Source organism: Rhizobium sp. R339 (genome assembly GCF_002211395.1).
Classification (GTDB): Bacteria; Pseudomonadota; Alphaproteobacteria; order Rhizobiales; family Rhizobiaceae; genus Rhizobium.
In genome coordinates, this window is the sequence record NZ_LOKV01000012.1 from 275,956 (window position 1) to 294,078 (window position 18,123).

15 protein-coding genes are annotated in these 18,123 nt (G+C 62.4%); 7 read left to right on the forward strand and 8 right to left on the reverse strand.

The genetic code is table 11. From position 1 onward, the window contains the following. Positions 1–11: 11 nt before the first annotated feature. Together ATY76_RS15525 and ATY76_RS15530 are read right to left on the reverse strand one after the other, a co-directional pair. On the reverse strand, positions 12–1,103 hold the full coding sequence (locus ATY76_RS15525) for a hybrid-cluster NAD(P)-dependent oxidoreductase (protein ID WP_088675628.1): 1,092 nt from the start codon (positions 1,101–1,103) through the stop codon (positions 12–14). Then, positions 1,093–2,346, reverse strand: a complete 1,254-nt coding sequence (locus ATY76_RS15530) for an aromatic ring-hydroxylating dioxygenase subunit alpha (RefSeq protein ID WP_088675629.1) — start codon at positions 2,344–2,346, stop codon at positions 1,093–1,095. The genes ATY76_RS15525 and ATY76_RS15530 overlap by 11 nt, the downstream gene beginning before the upstream one ends. A gap of 111 nt (positions 2,347–2,457) precedes the next feature. Between ATY76_RS15530 and ATY76_RS15535 the strand changes: the two genes are divergently transcribed. After that, positions 2,458–3,345, forward strand: coding sequence for a LysR substrate-binding domain-containing protein (locus ATY76_RS15535; protein WP_088675630.1), 888 nt, complete (start codon positions 2,458–2,460; stop codon positions 3,343–3,345). On the opposite strand, the gene ATY76_RS15540 is transcribed toward ATY76_RS15535, so the two are convergent. The 3 genes from ATY76_RS15540 to ATY76_RS15550 form a co-directional block, all read right to left on the reverse strand. Further along, on the reverse strand, positions 3,346–4,998 hold the full coding sequence (locus tag ATY76_RS15540) for an acyltransferase (RefSeq protein WP_088675631.1): 1,653 nt from the start codon (positions 4,996–4,998) through the stop codon (positions 3,346–3,348). A 163-nt stretch (positions 4,999–5,161) separates the two neighbouring features. After that, the gene (locus ATY76_RS15545; protein ID WP_088675632.1) at positions 5,162–6,655 is read right to left on the reverse strand and encodes a gamma-glutamylcyclotransferase family protein; all 1,494 of its coding nucleotides are present in this window, start codon (positions 6,653–6,655) and stop codon (positions 5,162–5,164) included. 238 nt (positions 6,656–6,893) lie between these two features. After that, entirely contained in the window at positions 6,894–7,388 is a 495-nt protein-coding gene (locus ATY76_RS15550) for an Lrp/AsnC ligand binding domain-containing protein (protein ID WP_088675633.1), read from the reverse strand. Between the two features lie 173 nt (positions 7,389–7,561). Between ATY76_RS15550 and ATY76_RS15555 the strand changes: the two genes are divergently transcribed. The 3 genes from ATY76_RS15555 to ATY76_RS15565 all read left to right on the forward strand — a co-directional run bounded on the left by ATY76_RS15555 (position 7,562) and on the right by ATY76_RS15565 (position 14,409). Beyond that, a complete protein-coding gene (locus ATY76_RS15555) occupies positions 7,562–7,768 on the forward strand; it encodes a hypothetical protein (RefSeq protein ID WP_088675634.1) in 207 nt (68 codons plus the stop codon). Positions 7,769–7,796: 28 nt separating this feature from the next. Next, positions 7,797–11,504: a trifunctional transcriptional regulator/proline dehydrogenase/L-glutamate gamma-semialdehyde dehydrogenase gene (gene putA / locus ATY76_RS15560; protein ID WP_088675635.1), complete on the forward strand. Its 3,708-nt coding sequence runs from the start codon at positions 7,797–7,799 to the stop codon at positions 11,502–11,504. 376 nt (positions 11,505–11,880) lie between these two features. Next, positions 11,881–14,409, forward strand: coding sequence for a methyl-accepting chemotaxis protein (locus ATY76_RS15565; RefSeq protein ID WP_088675636.1), 2,529 nt, complete (start codon positions 11,881–11,883; stop codon positions 14,407–14,409). A gap of 25 nt (positions 14,410–14,434) precedes the next feature. On the opposite strand, the gene ATY76_RS15570 is transcribed toward ATY76_RS15565, so the two are convergent. Both ATY76_RS15570 and ATY76_RS15575 read right to left on the reverse strand, forming a co-directional pair. Beyond that, positions 14,435–14,635: a hypothetical protein gene (locus ATY76_RS15570; protein ID WP_088676062.1), complete on the reverse strand. Its 201-nt coding sequence runs from the start codon at positions 14,633–14,635 to the stop codon at positions 14,435–14,437. A 218-nt stretch (positions 14,636–14,853) separates the two neighbouring features. Then, positions 14,854–15,165 (reverse strand): hypothetical protein, encoded by a 312-nt coding sequence (locus tag ATY76_RS15575; RefSeq protein ID WP_088675637.1) that lies wholly within the window; start codon positions 15,163–15,165, stop codon positions 14,854–14,856. 252 nt (positions 15,166–15,417) lie between these two features. Between ATY76_RS15575 and ATY76_RS15580 the strand changes: the two genes are divergently transcribed. Genes ATY76_RS15580 through ATY76_RS15590 form a run of 3 tightly spaced genes read left to right on the forward strand, consistent with a single transcriptional unit; the run spans position 15,418 to position 17,809 of the window. Beyond that, positions 15,418–16,323, forward strand: a complete 906-nt coding sequence (locus tag ATY76_RS15580) for a LysR family transcriptional regulator (RefSeq protein WP_088675638.1) — start codon at positions 15,418–15,420, stop codon at positions 16,321–16,323. Between the two features lie 50 nt (positions 16,324–16,373). Further along, positions 16,374–17,504, forward strand: a complete 1,131-nt coding sequence (locus ATY76_RS15585; RefSeq protein WP_088675639.1) for an HPP family protein — start codon at positions 16,374–16,376, stop codon at positions 17,502–17,504. A gap of 26 nt (positions 17,505–17,530) precedes the next feature. Beyond that, a complete protein-coding gene (locus tag ATY76_RS15590; protein ID WP_088675640.1) occupies positions 17,531–17,809 on the forward strand; it encodes a DUF6522 family protein in 279 nt (92 codons plus the stop codon). A gap of 26 nt (positions 17,810–17,835) precedes the next feature. Here the strand turns inward: ATY76_RS15590 and ATY76_RS15595 are convergent, their stop codons facing one another. Beyond that, a complete protein-coding gene (locus ATY76_RS15595) occupies positions 17,836–18,087 on the reverse strand; it encodes a hypothetical protein (protein WP_088676063.1) in 252 nt (83 codons plus the stop codon). Positions 18,088–18,123: the final 36 nt, after the last annotated feature.

The window sequence follows — 18,123 nt, forward strand, 5'->3', positions numbered from 1 at the left end:
TGCGGTGTCGCTCAGCGTTCGATGACGAGATCGCTGAGCGGCTTCGAGCAGCAGGGCAGGAAGAAGCCGGCGTCGATTTCCCGCTGGCGGATGCCGCCATTGTGGTTCATGTCGACCGTGCCCGAGGTGAGCTTCGACTTGCAGGTGCCGCAAACGCCGTTGGCGCAGGAGGATGGTATCCTGATGCCAGCCTTCTTCGCGCAGGAGAGCACGCTCTGGTCGCCTGTGACCTCGATGTTGCGCGCCTGCTTGGAGAAGCTGACCTGGAAGACCTTGGCGGCCGCCTCCTGGATCGCGGGGATTTCAGGCTCGTCGATGACGGCGGCGTCGAAGCTTTCCTCGAGATAATGCGTAGCGGGAACGCCGAGTTCGGCGGCGATGCCGCGCGCCGCCGCCATGAACGGAGCCGGGCCGCAGCACATCACCGTGCGCTCGGCTATATCGGGAACCGCGAGCCTGAAATAATCCGCCGAAATGCGGCCGGTGAGACCGGACCAGGACGGTTCGCCCGCAACCGTTTCCGGCAGGAAATGCAGCCGCAGCCCTTTCAGCTTGCGGGCGATGCAGGCAAGTTCGTCGCGGAAGATCAGATCCAGCGGCGTGCGCGCGGCATGCAGGAAGACGACGTCGGCCGGCTCGCAGCTGTCGGCGAGTTCACGCAGAATCGACATGACCGGTGTGATGCCGGAGCCGCCGGAGAGCAGCAGAAGCTTCGGCTTCGTCGCCTCGGAGCGGACGAAATGGCCGAGCGGGCCGTTCGCCTTGACCGATGCTCCCGGCACCAGCGTGTCGTGAAGCCAGTTGGAGATCTTGCCGCCGGGAACGCGCTTCACCGTGACGGAGAAGGCGTTCGTGCGGTGCGGCGAAGAGGAGATGCTGTAGCATCGGCTCTCAGGCTCGCCGTTATGCTCCAGATCGAACAGAAAATACTGGCCGGCCTTGAAGGCGAACCGCTTCCCGTCAGGAGACGCGAAGGTGAAGGTCTTGACGTCATGGGTTTCCTGCTGGACGTCGAGGCAGACGAGCGCCTCGTCTGCCTCGGGATTCCAGACGTCGTGACGGGTTGCCTTTGCGAGCGGCGCTTGCTGGGTTCTAGTATCCATGAGCGCGCATCCGGTCGATGTACCAGGTGGCGAACTTGTCGAGGTTCGTCTCGGAGAAGCGGGAATAGGGACCCGGCTGATAAGCGGGATCGAGGGCGCCGGCATGGGAACGAGCGACGAGGTCGGCGTCCTGATCCGTCGTTGCGACCCAGACATCCGTCAGCTTGTCGAGGTCATAATCGACCCCTTCGACGGCGTCCTTGTGCACCAGCCACTTGGTGCGGACCAGCGTCTTGCCGGCCGAGAGCGGGATGACGGTGGCGACGACCGCATGGTCGCCCATGAAATGGTTCCAGCTGTTATGGCCCCAGAGATGCGTGTCGCCGAGATCCTTGCGGGTCATCTGCCCGAGCAGCTTGGAAGAGGCGGCGGTGGCATCATGCGTCTGGGATTCGCCGGCGCCCGATATGATCAGCCGCTGCGTGCGGAAGTTCGTGGCGCAGTCGGTGAGCTGCTCGATGGCGGCCGAGGGGTAGCCATCGGCTTCCCATGCCTGGGTGCGTTCGTCGTACAGCCGGAAATGCTCCTGGGCCTGTTCGCGATCCTCCGGGCTCAGCGTTTCAGGGTCGAAACCGAAATCGAGATCGACGAAGGAGACGCAGAGCTCGGGATGGTTCGCGGAGCAATGGTAGCACTCGCGGTTGTTCTCCATCGTCAGCTTCCAGTTGCCGTCTTCGATGACGTCGGTCTGGTGGGCGATCTTGGCGTTGCGAATGTCGTAGGGCGCGAGACGCTCGACCATCGCCTGTTCGAGGCCGGCAATGTCCTCGGGCGGATTGTCGGACAGGCAGACATAGATCAGGCCGCCGATCGATTTGAAGGTAACCGGCTTCAGACCGTGACAGTCCTTGTCGAAATCCTTGCCCATGTGCGGCGCATAGCTCAGCTCGCCCGTCAGCTCATAGGTCCAGGTGTGATAGGGACAGACGAGCTTCGAAACGATCGTCTTGCCCGGGTTGAGAAGACGCGAGCCGCGATGGCGGCAGACATTGTGCAGCACGCGGATTTCGCCGTCGTCGTCGCGCAGCAGGATCAGGCTCGTCTTGCCGATGTCGACGACGGTGGCGTCGCCGGGCTCCGGAACATCGCAGTCGAGGCCGACGCAGATCCAGTGCTTGTGGAAGAACACATCGATATCCGCTTCGAACACGTCTTCTCTAATGTAGAGGCCGGCCGGCAGCGAATGGCCTTCCGCGCGGGAGTCGAGAAGCGCCGAAATGGAAGAAGGAAGCCTGTTTAGCATGAGAACCTCTTATGTGAGAGTTTCCCTAGATTGCTCTTGCAGCGTCGGCCTTTCAACGGCATAAAAAATTAGCTTCGCATAAGTTTTTATCATGCGAATAGGAGTCTTGTGATGCAATTTCGAAGACGGCTCCCGTCGCTGACGGCGCTGGTGACGCTGGAAGCAGTGCTGCGCAGGAAGAGTTTCACCACGGCGGCGAGCGAACTCGGCGTTACCCAGGCAGCCGTCAGCCGGCAGATCGCCGCTTTGGAAGAGGAACTCGGCCAGCCGCTCTTCCTGCGCAAGCACCGGGCGATCGAGCCGACGCCGGCCTGCGTCAGCCTCGGCGCGACGCTGGCGAAGAGCTTTGCCGATATCGCGGAAAGCGTGGAAGCGATCCAGTCGCGCAGCCAGGATGTGGTGACGATCGGCTCGACCGTCGCCTTCTCCTCCTTCTGGCTGCTGCCGCGGCTCGCCGAATTCCGCCGGGCCAATCCCGGCATTCTGGTGCGGGTGATATCCCAGGATAACCCGATCACGCTTGACGACGGAGAGATCGACGTGGCGATCCGATACGGCGTGCCGCCCTTCAGCGATGGCACCGTCATTGCCTCGCGCGGCGACGTCGTCTGCCCCGTCTGCTCTCCCGATCACCTCAGGCGCCGGGGAAATGGCCCGCTCGGCTCCGCCGACGAATTCATCGAAACGGATGTGCTCGATCGTTCCTGGTACGGCTGGGCGCAATGGGTGTCGCTGACCGGCGGCAATATCGAGATCAAGCCGTCGCTTCGCTTCAACCATTACACCGAAAGCATCGCGGCCGCGCGCGCCGGGCAGGGGATTGCCCTTGGCTGGCGCATGCTGATCGGCACCTTCCTGGAGGACGGAACCCTGGTGCCCGCCTCGCAAACCGAGCTTGCCGCCGAAGGCCGCTACAACGTGATCGTGCCAATCAAGGCCAAGCGCAGCCATGCGCGCGATCTCGCCGCCGCCTGGCTGACGGCATCGCTGCACGGTTGATCAGAGGCCGAGGCCGGGTGTCGCCGTTCGATGAACGCCCTTGGGGACGAATGCGAACCGATCCGCTAGGCCAAGGAAATCGGCCGCCAGATGAATGACCGAAAGCCACATTTCCGTCCCCTGCAGGCTCGGCTCGCCACCATCGGCGAATGGGAAACCCTCGCCATCCCGCCATCTGTCGAGCGCCCTGGAGATCAGGCTGCGGGCGATCGCCTCGCCATCGGTCCGGCGGTAATCGGTCTGCCGCCCGATCAGCAGCAGCGGATGGATCGTGTCGAGCAGGTTGCAGGCATTGTATTTCTCGGCAACGAAGCCTTTATGGTTGCGATAATTCAGATGAACCGTCTCGATCGCGGCATGCGGGTGCGGAAGCGGCATCCCGAACTGCGCGTAGGTGCCGCGCGTCAGGCGATAAAAACCGTTCACCGGCTGGAGCCATCCCTCCAGCGCCGTTGGCTCGCCCCAGAGGCCGGAAACGCTGTTGGCATTGCGGCTCAGCCACTCGAAGAGTGCCTGCCGCGGCCCTTTGATGCCGAAATACCGGGCGTTGAAATACATCGCGGTTCCAATGGTATCGACGACGCTGCCGGCATGCCACGCCCGGCTCGACCAGGGCAGGCCGCCCAGCGATTGCTCCAGCTCCGGAGCATCGATCTGAACCGCCTGGATCGGGTGCCGTGGCCCGGAGCCGAGCAATTCAAGCGCATAGCCGACCGAAAGCACATTGTAGAGCGCTTTCGAATCTTCTCTCAACGTCCGGCCATGCACAGGCGAATGCTTTTCCGGAAAGAGGCCCGTCTCCCGATCCTGAAGACCTTGGAGACGCTCGACAGTCTGCGACGGATCGAGCCCGGGCGGCAGATGCCCGAAGCCGGCCGCGATCTCAATGGCGTCGCAGAGATGCCGAATCGCCGGCCGCCTGATCCCGTCCGCTTCCAGTGATTCATAACCCTCAGGGGTTTTCCAGCGGGCAAGGATATCAGGCCATTGCTCCTTCGCCTTCTGCCCGAGCCTGCCTAATTGATCCTCGATATCGCCTACACTTGATTTCCTGGCCGGTGCGCCCCGGCTCCGCAGCACCTTTGCCGGCACGCCACCGGCAATCGCAAGCGCAGGAATGTCCTGCGTGACCACCGCTCCGGCGGCAATCACCACGCCATTGCCGATCGTGACGCCGTCGAGGATCACGCAATTGGCGCCGATCCAGACGTCGTCGCCGATGACAATGCCGATGCTGACGACGCCCTGGCGATGGATGGGCCGATCGGGATCGTCGAATCCATGATTGAAGCCGACGATCGAGGCATGCGAGGCAATCCTGACCCCATTGCCGCACGTCACCTTGCCGGAAACGCAGGCATAGGGATTGATCGAGCAATCGTCGCCGAGGATCACATCGCCCCGAACGAGCGCATGCCCGGCAATCCACGACCGCTCGCCCATCACCAGGCTCTCGGTGAAGATCGCGGCCTCTTCGGCGATGTAGGACGTCTCGGCCAGCTCGGCGGCGCACGCTCGCCGAAGCGCTGCCTTGCGGGCGAGATGAGCGGGATGATCGAGATCCGCCGCGATGCGTTCCCAGGGAAGATATTGCAGCCGGCGCGTTTCGCGCTGTTCATTCGCCGATACTTGCGGGCTGTTGGCGTGATCCATCTGATCCTCATTTGCAGTTCCACCGCCGAATATTTGTCTGCTTTCAGCAATCGTAGCCGGTCGGCATCGGACGTCGTAGTCGCTGTGAATTGTAGCTGTATCAATGCGCTAAACGCGGACATCGGATCCGCAGTCTGGACCGACATTTCAACCGACGCCAGTCTCATCGCCTGGAATTTCCGAGGATGGCGCGCTGCTTCTTGTCCCGCGTTTTGTCGGGATCCTCAGTCGCCTCAACCGACAGAATATGTACATCGATGTATTCCGCTGGCAGGCTGTGCTCCATGGCTCCTGCCAAGACGAGGTCTTTGTACCACCCATAAGGCTTGAGGCTATCATCGGTGTAGCCGGGGGTGGCGATGTAGGTAAGGACTTTTCGTCTGCGGCCTTTGTCATTGATAACCGTCACCATCGCGTGCTCGTAGCCGTTACCTACGCCTTCTGCCTTATCCAATGCGGCACGTTCGGTAAGATCGAAGCCAAACAGGACTCCGATTACGCTATCGTCGTCGCCACTGGCAAATGCGTTGCACTTTCCGGACCCATCCACGCTGCGCTTATGGAACCGAAGGCTATGACCCGGTAGGCTAGCGGTGCCGAGCGCCTTGCAACTTGGCATGCGTTCACGCAGCCGGGCTGTCGACATGTTGGACCCATAAGCGAAGTAAACGATCGCCTCTGGACGCCCGGTCTCGGTTTGCCTCAACGGCTTGATCTGTGGATCTCCGGGCTTGAGAATGGTGCGCAGAGGAACCGTCATAATGCTGTGCTCGTCGGAATCTTCGCCTTCGCGACTGATGATGGGCCGCCCATCCTCGAAGTCGATGATTGGAACAGCTCTCCCGGTCCAGCCGCAGTCTGCGCAGTGCGGCCGTTCCCAGAGCACGCCGGGGGCTGCTGTATTCTCGCCCTGCTGAGGCTCGAGATGCGGTGAGCGGCATTTTGGGCATTCCTCTGGCACCCCGCGCAACTCGCGAACAATCAACGAGGTCGCCATGCCGATGGCATGCTGCATCAACGACGATGCCATGTCGGCATCAATCCAGGTCGCCGACTTCGAATGCGTCAGCCAGTTCGAAAACGTCCAAGCGGACTCAAGCGCCCCCTTGATGACCCCACGACGCTCTTTGTTGGTGTCGCTTGGCAGGAGATCGTTGCAGATGATTTCTATCCATGCACGGAAGTTGGCCCGCTGCGGTGGCGCCTCAGTCTTCCACATTGCCGCATCCTGCGCTACGCCGATTAGTTCGAGCAGCGCCTCGCGACAACGGACGCCGACAGCTTGGTAGTCCGGGAGTCTGTGCGCCTGCGTTATGGCGGTACTGGCTTCTTCCATTTTCTCAAACACGGGGCCGAACGGAAGGATGCGGATATCGTCTTCCTGTTGTTCTTCCGTGCGTGGGATGCGGAGCATCAGACCGATATGGAACGTTAGAGCAAGGTCCATATTTGGGAATTGCTCCTGGGAGTAGAGATTTGTACCGCCCGTAATAACCCACCAGCGATCCTTATCGGTGTGGATATCCCATACGTCGTGGCGGGCGTTGAGGACTGCCTCTAAGTAGACTTTTTGCATAAAAGTCACTTCGAGATCGGGCGCCTGCCATTCAAAGTATTCCCGAATTTCCTCGATTTCGTCTTGGGTAGCTTTCAACATGATCTACTCCCGCGAAAGGTTAGTTGGCAGCCGCACTGCAACGAATTCGCGAAAAGCTTCTCGATAGAACAAGGTCGTTTGAATTTCAAAATCCAACGCAGCAACACGGGCAAGGGTAGCAAAGTGGCCCCGCGACTTGTCATCGTGGAGCGATCCTCATGCGCTCATTGTCAGCAAGGTTCGCGCATGTGTGTGTTTTTGCTCATCGCCAGGTGGTCACAAGCATCCACAGACATGATCACGAAAGACTAGACCCGAACTTGTCCCAGCCTTCCTTGATCGTCTCCATCGCGACGTTGGTCGAGGTGTTGGCAACATGGGGCAGCGTCGAGATGCGCTCGCCCAGCACGCGGCGGTAGCGGCCGATGTCGCGGGTGCGGATCTTCAGGAGATAGTCGAACCGGCCGGCGATCATGTGGCACTCTTCGACTTCCCTGATCTTCTTGATGGCCTCGTTGAAACTTTTCAGCGCATCCTCGCGGGTGTCGGAAAGCTTCACCTCGACGAAGGCGATGTGGTCGAGGTGCATTTTCGACGGATTGAGGACGGCCTTGAAGCCTTCGATGTAGCCGTCGCTGATCAGGCGCTTGAAGCGGATCTGGCATGGCGTCTTCGAAAGCCCGACGCGCGCGGCGAGATCGGTGATCGACAGCCTGCCGTCCTCGGCGAGCGCGGCGAGGATCTTTCTGTCGAACTGGTCCAATTCACTAAAGATGTCGGTTTCCATGGCCATTTGAACTCTCGATGCTCTGTTTATAAGTTCATACAGCTTGAAAACGGTTGAAATCAAGTGAGATCGCGATTCACGACTGTGGTAGATTATGCATCGGCAATGGGAGGAAGGGCGCAGCCGCTCGGGGCATTGCCGAAATCGGTGGCTACGACGCTTGAAAAGGGAGATCATGGATGCATGAGAGAAAAGCGGATGGCGATCAAAAACCGGATCTGCTCGCTCACTATCGGCCGGTGGCGATAAGAGCGGTCGCAGCCGCATTCACCCTCAAGCGCGACAAGCCCAATGCGCGCCCGCTTCGCGAGACGGAATATTCCGGCCCGATTTTTACGGATGATGGCACCTGGGACGACGAGCCCGGTGTTCCATTTATCCGTTAGACGAAACATTCACCGATCAGGGACTCCCATGTTGAACGCAGCGATCGACCCCGCATCCTCTCAAGAACCTGCCGGCGGCGCGCCGTTCGCCGCATTCGCGCCGCCGATCCGGCCGCAATCGGATCTTCGCCGGGCGATTACGGCAGCCTATCGCCGTCCGGAAACCGAATGCCTGCCGCCGCTCGTGGCGGCCGCGCGCGTTTCCGAAGCGAAGCGTTATGACATTCGCAGCACGGCTCGCACGCTGATCGAAGCCTTGCGCGCCAAGCACAAGGGAACCGGCGTCGAGGGCCTGGTGCAGGAATATTCGCTCTCCAGCCAGGAAGGCGTGGCGCTGATGTGCCTTGCCGAGGCGCTGCTGCGCATTCCCGATACCGATACCCGCGACGCGCTGATCCGCGACAAGATCGCCGAAGGCAACTGGACCTCCCATATCGGCGGCGGCAAATCCATGTTCGTCAACGCCGCCACCTGGGGTCTCGTCGTCACCGGCAAGCTGACCTCGACGGTCAACGACCGCAGCCTGTCGGCGGCGCTGACGCGGCTGATTGCGCGCGCCGGCGAGCCGGTCATCCGCCGCGGCGTCGATATGGCGATGCGCATGATGGGCGAGCAGTTCGTCACCGGCGAAACCATCGAGGAGGCGCTGAAGCGCGCCCGGCCGCTCGAAGCGCGCGGTTTCCGCTATTCCTACGACATGCTGGGCGAGGCCGCGACCACCGCTGCCGACGCCGAACGTTATTTCAAGGACTACGAAAAGGCGATCCACGCCATCGGCAAGGCTTCCGACGGGCGCGGCATCTATGACGGTCCCGGTATCTCGATCAAGCTTTCGGCGCTGCACCCCCGTTATGTCAGGGCGCAGGCCGGCCGGGTGATGGGAGAGTTGCTGCCGAAGGTCAAGGCGCTCGCCGCTCTCGCCAAGGGTTATGACATCGGCCTCAACATCGACGCCGAGGAGGCCGATCGGCTGGAGCTTTCGCTCGATCTGCTCGAGGAGCTTTGCTTCGCGCCGGAGCTGGCAGGGTGGAACGGGCTCGGCTTCGTCGTGCAGGCCTATGGCAAGCGCTGCCCCTTCGTGCTCGATTACATCATCAATCTCGCCCGCCGATCGGGACGGCGGATGATGGTCCGTCTCGTCAAGGGCGCCTATTGGGATGCGGAGATCAAACGCGCCCAGCTCGACGGTCTCGACGACTATCCCGTCTATACCCGCAAGATCTACACCGACGTCGCCTATATCGCCTGCGCCCGCAAGCTGCTTGCCGCCGCCGATGCCGTCTTCCCGCAGTTCGCCACCCACAATGCGCAGACGCTGGCGACGATCTATCATCTCGCCGGTCCCGATTTTGCGGTCGGCAAATACGAGTTCCAGTGCCTGCACGGCATGGGCGAGCCGCTCTATGACGAAGTCGTCGGCAAGGAAAAGCTCGACCGGCCCTGCCGCATCTACGCGCCTGTCGGCACCCATGAGACGCTGCTCGCCTATCTGGTGCGCCGCCTTCTGGAAAACGGCGCCAACTCCTCCTTCGTGCACCGCATCTCCGATCCGAACGTTTTGGTCGAGGCGCTGGTCGCCGATCCCGCCGAGACCGTCGCGGCGATGCCGGTCGTCGGCGCGCCGCATGCACAGATCGCCGCGCCCAAGGCGCTCTACGGCAATGCCCGCGCCAATTCGGACGGGCTCGATCTCTCAAACGAGGCGACGCTGACGGATCTGGCGCAGGCGCTCGCCTCCACGGCCGCGAGCCCGTGGCATGCGCTGCCGATCCTCGCCGACGGCTCTACCGATGGGGTGACACGCGACGTCCCCAATCCTGCCGATCACAGCGATGTCGTCGGCACGGTCACCGAGCTGAAGGTCGAGGAGGCCGCCCGTATCGTTGCGATGGCTGCCGACTATGCGCCGCAATGGGCGGCCGTGCCGCCGGCCGAGCGTGCGGCTTGCCTGGAACGGGCCGCGGACATCATGCAGGCCCGCATCAAGACGCTGATGGGCATCATCATGCGCGAGGCCGGCAAATCCGCGGCCAACGCCATCGGCGAAGTGCGCGAGGCGATCGACTTTCTGCGCTATTACGCCGAACAGGCGCGCAAGACCCTCGGCCCCTCTCATGCGCCGCTCGGACCCATCGTCTGCATCAGCCCGTGGAATTTCCCGCTGGCGATCTTCACCGGACAGGTGGCGGCCGCACTCGTGGCCGGCAATCCCGTGCTGGCGAAGCCCGCCGGCGTCACGCCGATCATCGCTTCGGAGAGCGTGAAGATCCTGCACGAGGCCGGCGTGCCCGTCGGCGCCCTGCAGTTCGTGCCCGGCAGCGGCCGTCTCGGCGCCGGCATGGTCGGTGCCGAGCAGACAGCAGGTGTGATGTTCACCGGTTCGACCGAAGTCGCCCGGATGATCCAGGCGCAGCTCGCAGAACGGCTGTCTTCCACCGGAAAGCCGATCCCGCTGATTGCTGAAACAGGCGGCCAGAACGGCATGATCGTCGACTCCTCGGCTCTCGCCGAGCAGGTGGTGGCCGACGTCATCACCTCGGCTTTCGACAGCGCCGGCCAGCGCTGTTCGGCGCTGCGCGTTCTCTGCCTGCAGGACGATGTGGCCGACCGGACGCTCAACATGCTGAAGGGCGCCTTCCGCGAACTGACGATCGGCCGCACCGATCGGCTGAGCATCGATGTCGGCCCCGTCATCAATGACGGCGCGAAGGCCGAGATCGACCAGCATATCGAGAAGATGCGCGGCGCGGGCCGCAAAGTGGATCAGCTGCCGCTGCCGGCAAGCGCCGGCGCCGGCACCTTCGTTCCACCGACGATCATCGAAATCAAGTCGCTGTCGGACCTGACGCAGGAGGTCTTCGGCCCGGTCCTGCACGTCGTCCGCTTCAAGCGCAACGGGCTCGACCGTCTGATCGACGACATCAACGCATCGGGTTACGGCCTCACCTTCGGGCTTCACACCCGCCTCGATGAGACGATCGCCCATGTGACGAGCCGCATCAAGGCCGGCAACCTCTACGTCAACCGCAACATCATCGGCGCCGTCGTCGGCGTCCAGCCTTTCGGCGGGCGCGGCCTGTCGGGAACCGGTCCGAAGGCCGGCGGTCCGCTCTATATCGGCCGTCTCGTGCAGCGCGCGCCGGTGCCGCCGCAGCAGGATTCGGTTCATACCGATCTCGCCCTTCGCGACTACATCGTCTGGCTCGACAAGAAGGGCCTGACGGCAGAAGGGGAAGCGGCGCGCGGATATGCGAGCCGCTCGGCCCTCGGGCTCGAGCGTGAGCTTACCGGTCCGGTCGGGGAGCGCAATCTCTACGCGCTTCATCCCCGCGGCCGCATCCTGCTCGTGCCGCAGACCGAAAGCGGGCTCTATCGCCAGGTCGCCGCCGCGCTTTCGACCGGCAACCAAGTCGCAGTGGATGCCGGTTCCCTGTCGAAATCGGTGCTGGCGGATCTGCCGGCGGCCGTCGCCAGCCGGCTTTCCTGGACATCGGATTGGGCAAAGGACGGGCCGTTCTCCGGTGCGCTCGTCGAGGGCGATCGCGACAGGGTTCTTGCCGTCAACAAGAAGATCGCCGCGCTGCCCGGTCCGCTTCTGCTGGTCCAGGCTGCGACGACGGAGGAGCTGACGGGCGATCCCGAGGCCTATTGCCTCAACTGGCTGCTGGAAGAGGTATCGACCTCGATCAACACGGCCGCTGCCGGCGGCAATGCAAGCCTGATGGCGATCGGCTGAGTGAGGCGCGAGGGTGCAGAGATGCGCCTTCAAGGCCGCTGACAGAGCCCTCTTTCGTCATGCTCGGGCTTGTCCCGAGCATCTGCTTCCGGTGATAGGGAAGCAGGTCCTCGGCACAAGGCCGAGGATGACGTCGAGGAAAAGGCGAGGTTGCCAGCAAATCGGAGGCAGAAGAAGCAGAAAAGATATGCCTTCGGTCATCCTCGCGAACAAACTCGACACCATTGACTATTTTTTTAAGAGTTCTGCCTATCGTGATGGTCTCAGGCGCGGCCACCGCCAATTGAGGGCGATGGTCAATTGCGCGCAGGCGTGCTGTCGCATGGTGGGGCGCTGGAGTTGAGAGCCGAATTTCCTGGGCGGGGGCCACCATTTCATGTCATTGATTGACCGACTGTTGCAGCGTATGCGGATCGTGACGAAGGTCCTGGTCTTCGTGGTTCCTCTGATCGTTCTCATCGCGGGCATCGGTCTCTTCGGTTACTTCACCGCCGGCACGCTGAATGGCCAGATGACGCTGACGCGGCAGACGATCGATACGCTTTCCAGTTTCCAGCAGCTGCGTTCTTCGCTGACCGCCTTTACCGATCTGCCGGCATCGGCTACCCGCGATCGGCTGATCGCCAGCATCGCCGATCAGCAGAAGGGCGCGGCGACCCTCGATGCCATGTTGATCGATCCGTCGCAGAAACAGCAGATCTCCGCCGTGCGCGAACTCGGCGGTAAGATGCAGGGCAGCGCCGATACGCTGTGGGCCGTGTCCCAGGAACGGGCGAATACCGAACAGGCGATCGACGAGGCGGTGGCGCAGCTTTTCAGGGAAAGCCAGACCGCCCGCAAGCAGCTCGACGTTCTCCAGGATCAGGCCAATGGCAAGGAGGCCTTCGTCCGGGCGCTTCTTCTCGATGCCTCGGCCTATAAGAACCTCGCGGCGCGTATCACGAAATTGCGCAAGGCGACCGCCGGTGCCGCCGACCCGCAGAAACTTGCCCAGGCCATCGGCAGCCTTCTGCCGCCGCTCGTCAAGGAAGTCGGCGAGAGCGAGACGCTTGGCTCCGATAAGGCAAAAAGCCAGATCGCTTCGCTGAAGCCGGTTCTGGAGAAGCTCGCCGCCATGGCGAAGGACAGCGCCAATCTGTCGCTTGAAGGCTACGCGCCCGTCGATCAGGACCTGCAGCGTTTCGAGGAGCAGTTCGCAAAACTTGCCTCCGGCAATGCGGACACCGCAATCGAGCGCTTCGTCGGCATGGATGCGAGCATCGCGACGCTTCGCTCGATGGTGGCGATCGTCAACACCGCTTTCAAATCGATCGACGATCTGCGCCTGCACTTGAGCGAACTGAACAGGCGCGTCGATGCGGAATCGCGGGATGCGGTTCTGGTGGATCTGAAGGCGCTGCGTGAAAGTGCTGCCAAGCTCGAACCCCTGAGCGGCAAAAATGCCGCCTTGAAGGATCTTGCCAAGAAGATCGAGCCTTCCCTTGCCCTGATCGAAAAGAGCACGTCGGCGCTGATATCGATCGCGGACCGGTGGCAGAACAACAAGGAGGCGGCGACCGAGCTGGTGGCGGCCGCAAGTCACACGCTCGAACAATTCGTCAGCACGGCACAGGAGAGCGGCAAGGAAATCAGCCAGCGCTCGGCCACGATGTCGCTTGCGGCCATGATTGCGGGCACCGTGCTTGCGATCATCGGCGCCCTGATGCTGATCGAAACGCTGCGCGGACCGCTGAAGCGCATCACCCAGACGATGATGCGCCTTGCCGACGGCGATCTGAACGTTCCGATCGGCGACGGCAAGCGCGGCGACGAGATCGGCGACATGATCCGCTCGGTCACCGTCTTCCGCGACCAGGCGCTCGAAAAGACCAGATTGGAAGAGGTCGCCGAGGCAAGCAGGGCGCGCGACGAACTGGAGCAGGCCCGCCGTGCCGCCGAGCAGGCGCGCATCGAGGCGGAACAGAGCGAGGCTCTGAACGCGCTCTCCGACATGCTCGGCAAGCTCGCCAACGGCAATCTCGCCGCCGAGATGAGCGAGGATCTCGCTGCCGAATACGTCGCCATGGCCCGCACCTATAATCACGCCATCGACGCCTTGCGCCTGACGCTCGCCGAGGTTCGCAACTCCACCTACGAAATCGCCGAGGGCAGCACCAATCTGTCGGGCGCCGCCGACGATCTCGCCCGCCGCACGGAGCAGCAGGCGGCCGCCCTCGAACAAAGCTCGCGGGTGCTCGGCGAGCTGACGGCCAGCGTGCGTACGACGGCCGAGAATGCGCGTCAGACCTCGCTTTCAGTCGCCGAAGCCCACCGCCAGGCGGAACATTCCGCCGCCGTCGTCGCCAAGGCCGTCGATGCCATGGGCGCCATCAACCGCTCGTCCGAGAAGGTCACCAGCATCATCGGCGTCATCGACGAGATCGCCTTCCAGACCAATCTGCTTGCGCTCAACGCCGGCGTCGAGGCCGCGCGCGCCGGCGAAGCCGGCCGAGGCTTCGCCGTCGTCGCCCAGGAAGTGCGCGAGCTTGCGCAGCGCTGCGCCAAGGCTGCCCGCGAAATCAAGGATCTGATCTCCAACAGCGCATCCCAGGTCGGCGCCGGCGTTACGCTGGTCGAAGAGACCGGCCAGGCGCTTTCGGCCATCATGGAGCATTTCACCTCGATCAACGGGCTGGTGCAGGTCATCTCCTCTGCCACGACCACGCAATACAAGGGCATCGACGAGGTGAACAACGCGGTTCGCGATGTCGAGCACATCACTCAGCACAATGCCGCCATGGTCGAGGAAAACACCGCCGAAATTCACCGGCTCCGGCATCAGGTGGAGGTGTTGAACGAGAGAATTTCTCACTTCCAGACAGCCGCTGCCGAGGGCCGCAGGCCATCGATCGCGCTCGCATCCTGACGGCGCAGGCGCTCATCAGGGTTAGTTAAGCGCCAGGACAGAGAGGAATGTCGGCTGAAGCCTGCCGGCGTTCGGACTCGGTGCGGAAGGAGCGATATTGCCAGACGCCCTCAGGGCTTTCCCGCCGGTAGACGGTTTCGAGCCAGAAGACTGTATCGTCGATCGGCAGGACCGGATGCCATGCATACCATTCCGACCAGATCTTTCTTGCGGGATCGCTCTGCATGATCGTCGCCCATCGAAGGAGTTTCTTGTCTCCGGTCTCCGGCACCGGCTCTTCATATTCGATAATCGAGAATTATAATTCAAGATCATTCTTTAATTGAAATCTTTATCGCGCAACGCTTGAAATATTTCACGGCTACCACCACAACGTTTCCGGTTGCACAAGGATGCCCGGCGGGCGAGCCGTGAGATTCCGTTCGGGGTGAAGCCGAGGGGCTATCAGGCGATCGAGCGCAGCCCGAGATAGGCGGCGAGACTGACGGCGGAGAGCGCGATGGTCAGCCTGGGTCTTGCATCGTCGAACATCGCCGCCAGCAGAAGGCCGAGCATCAGGATGACGAATTTCGCCCAGAGATCCTGGTCGGAAACGGTGAAGGCCATTGCTGCCAGGAAGACGGCGCTTGCGACGATCGTCACCGGAGCGGATTTCTCGCCGAGATCGCCGCCCGGAAAATAGGGCAGAAGAAAACGCCGCATGCTCAAGCCGGAAGCAACGCTCAGGAGAAGACAGGTCAGGACAAGGTGCAACATGGGCCGGCGCCGATCGATCTGCAGATAAAATTAGATGCAAACCCCATGCCAGCCTGAAACCCTCTATTCGCCGTTCCGCAGCGCCATATCCGGCTTCGCATGGCTATTTCCGCGGCGTCGCGTTCGTTTTTTCGGCAGCCGTTTCCTCTTTCACCCAGACGATCAATTTATATCGCATTACGACTTGAGCGGCGGCAATGATTTTTATATAGAGAATTATCCGTTCCCATAATTTCGAAAACGAGATTTTCATTGGACCTTTCGTCGATCGAGATATTCCTCGCCGTCGCCAGCGATCGAAGCGTTACGAAAGCCGCCAAGGCCGTCGGGCGGGTGCCGTCGAATGTGACGACGCGCATCCAGCAGTTGGAGGAAGATCTCGGCGCTTCCCTCTTCAGCCGTGACGGCAAGAAGATGACGTTGACGCGGGAAGGCGAGACCTTCCTCGCCTATGCCAACAGGCTGATGGCGCTGGCGCTCGAAGCGCGCCAGGCCGTGCGGCCGCTCGCGCCTTCGGGCACACTGCGGGTCGGCACGATGGAGAGCACGGCGGCAAGCAGGCTGCCGGCGGCGCTGACCCAGTTCAACCAGATGTGGCCCGATGTGTCGCTGCAGCTGACCATGGGCGCCTCCCGCGATCTCGCCCGCGCCGTTATATCAGATGGCCTGGATTGCGCGCTGATTGCCCGGCCGCCCAAGGCGATGCGCGAGGAAGATCAGGATTTCGATGCCGAGCTTAAGACGCTGGCAACGGAGCCGGTCTTCGTCGAGGATCTGCTGATCGTCCTGCCGTCGGGCCATCCCTCGATCAAATCCGCCGCCGACCTGCGTGTCGCTTCGCTCGCGGCTTTGGAGCCCGGCTGCACCTATCGCAGGATCGCCGAGAGCTGGGCGCGCAAATCCGGCGCCTTGCCGACCCGCGAACTCGGCTCCTACCACGCCATTCTGGCAAGCGTTGCGACCGGCAATACGGCCGGCGTCATGCCGAAATCCGTTCTGGATCTCATGCATTGGCCGACGGCCGTCCAGACCCATCCGCTCGGCCCTGTCGAAACGCTGCTCGTCTACCGCAAGGGCGACTGCCCCAGCGCCTTCAATGCCTTCCACGAAGTTCTCGGTGCGACGAAGGGCAGAGATCTCAGGCTGGCAATGAACTAGCTCGCCCGCCTCCTTCAGTCGCCGATATCCCTCACGCAATTGGTCTTGTCATGCAGTATCCCGTTTCCCCGAAGGTGGGACCGAGCCGTTTCCGTCGCTTCCGCCTGTTCTCGCCGATCCTTGCCGGCGCGACCTTGCGCGAGCGATTGATCGCCTGCCTCGGCGCTTTGCTGGCGATCGGGTTTACCGGCGTCATAAGCGGCTATCTCTTTGGTCAAGGCCCGCATCTTCCGCTGATCGTGGCGCCGATGGGAGCGTCGGCCGTGCTTCTTTTCGCCGTGCCGGCAAGCCCGCTGGCGCAGCCATGGTCGATCATCGGCGGCAACACCATCTCCGCCATGATGGGCATCATCGCCGCGTACTTTATCGGCGATCCGATCATCGCGACCGGTGTGGGCGTGTCGCTCGCCATCGGCGCGATGTCCTTCACGCGCTGCCTGCATCCGCCGGGAGGCGCGGCGGCGCTGACTGCCGTCCTCGGCGGCCCCGTCGTCGCCGGCTGGGGTTTTCTCTTCCCCTTCGTGCCGGTCGCCCTGAATTCCTGCATTCTCGTTGGCCTCGGCCTGCTGTTCCACAAGCTTTCCCGGCGGAACTATCCGCATGTGGTGCCGAAACCCGCGGAGAATACGCACCAGACAATCGACCTGCCGTCTGCCGTGCGGGTCGGCTTCCGCGAGGAAGATGTCGATGCCGCGCTCGAAGCGCTCGATGAAACCTTCGATATCGATCGCGCCGACTTGAGCCGGCTGCTGCAGCAGGTCGAGCTGCAGGCGGCGATCCGGTCGAATGCGAGGATCAGCTGCGCCGACATCATGTCGCGCGATGTGATCGCCGTCGGCGAAGCCGCGGGACCGGAGGCCGCGCGCCAGCTTCTCCTCAAGCACAATATCCGCACGCTACCGGTGAAAGACCCTGAAGGCCGCCTCATCGGCACCGTCGGCCTGCGGGAATTGTCGACGAGCACCGATACGATCTCGGGCGCAATATCGAGGCCGGCGGTGGCGAGGCCGGCGGATGCGGCCCTGTCGCTGCTGCCCGTGTTGACCGACGGGCGCACGCATGCCGTCATCATTGTCGATGACGATTACCGCATCCTCGGCCTCATATCGCAGACAGATCTCCTGAGCGCCGTGGCGCGGCTGCTGCCGAATGACAGCGCGCCAATCCCGGCCGTGGCCTGATCTCGGAATGATTGGAGAATGAGCCGATGATGATCGAACGCGATCCGAACGGGGATTTCATCCTCGATTCATCCGAGCTCGCGCAGCGGTTCGGCCTGTCGCTGGCCGATCTTCGCCGGCACATGCGCCATGGCTCCCTCGTCAGCTCCGTGGAAATCGGCACTGCGGAACACGAAGGCACGAAGCGGGTGTCGCTGCGCCTCGGCAACAGGCTTTGGCGCGCGGTGCTGAACGACGAGAACGAAGTGCAGCACGAGGAAATGACCGTTCTTCGGGCAAACGCGCCCAGGTGGTCGCGGCGCTGAAATATCGCCGCGGATCCGCTTTAGGCTCAGGCCTTCGATTCGTCGCCTTTCACGGGTTCGAACAGGCCTCGGGCCGCTTCGACCATCGAGCGCAGGTGATTGGGGTCGCGCACGCCCTGCCGGTAGAGCTCGATGATGATGCTCGCCATCCGTCCGGCCTCGTCGCTGTCCTTTGCCACCCGATAATCGGCGCTGATCGTGTCGAAGACGCGCTGGCAGGTTTCGAGGTCGCAGGAATCCAGCGGAACCTGCGACCGGCTTACGATCGTTTGAACCATCTTCATTCCCTCGGAAAAGGCCCGTCCGGCGGTGCG